At 47.3% G+C, this 264-nt stretch carries 1 protein-coding gene; it reads left to right on the forward strand.

Annotated features, from left to right (window positions below; translation table 11 throughout):
* The coding region (locus tag NLF92_RS13205) for a HAMP domain-containing protein (protein WP_432420233.1) at window positions 1-264 on the forward strand (264 nt) is incomplete at both ends.

The raw sequence follows: 264 nt of genomic DNA on the forward strand, positions 1-264 counted from the left end.
TCAGGAAGTCAGTGAGCGCATGAAAGATATTTCCCAAGGTGAGGGCGATCTTACCCGCTCATTACCGGAAACAGGGCAAGATGAAGTGACGCGCTTGGCGCGCTATTTCAACGAGTACACCGAGAAGATGCGTCAATCTTTATTGGGTATTCGAGAAAATATTAATTCCCTTACCCAACAGGCTGAGCTGGTAGAAACTTCCAGTAAAAACAGTAACGCGCAAGCGCAAACGCAAAATGAGAACATGCTTCAAGTTGCCGCAGC

It is taken from the genome of Opacimonas viscosa (assembly GCF_024199005.1).
GTDB classification, from domain to species: Bacteria; Pseudomonadota; Gammaproteobacteria; order Enterobacterales; family Alteromonadaceae; genus Opacimonas; species Opacimonas viscosa.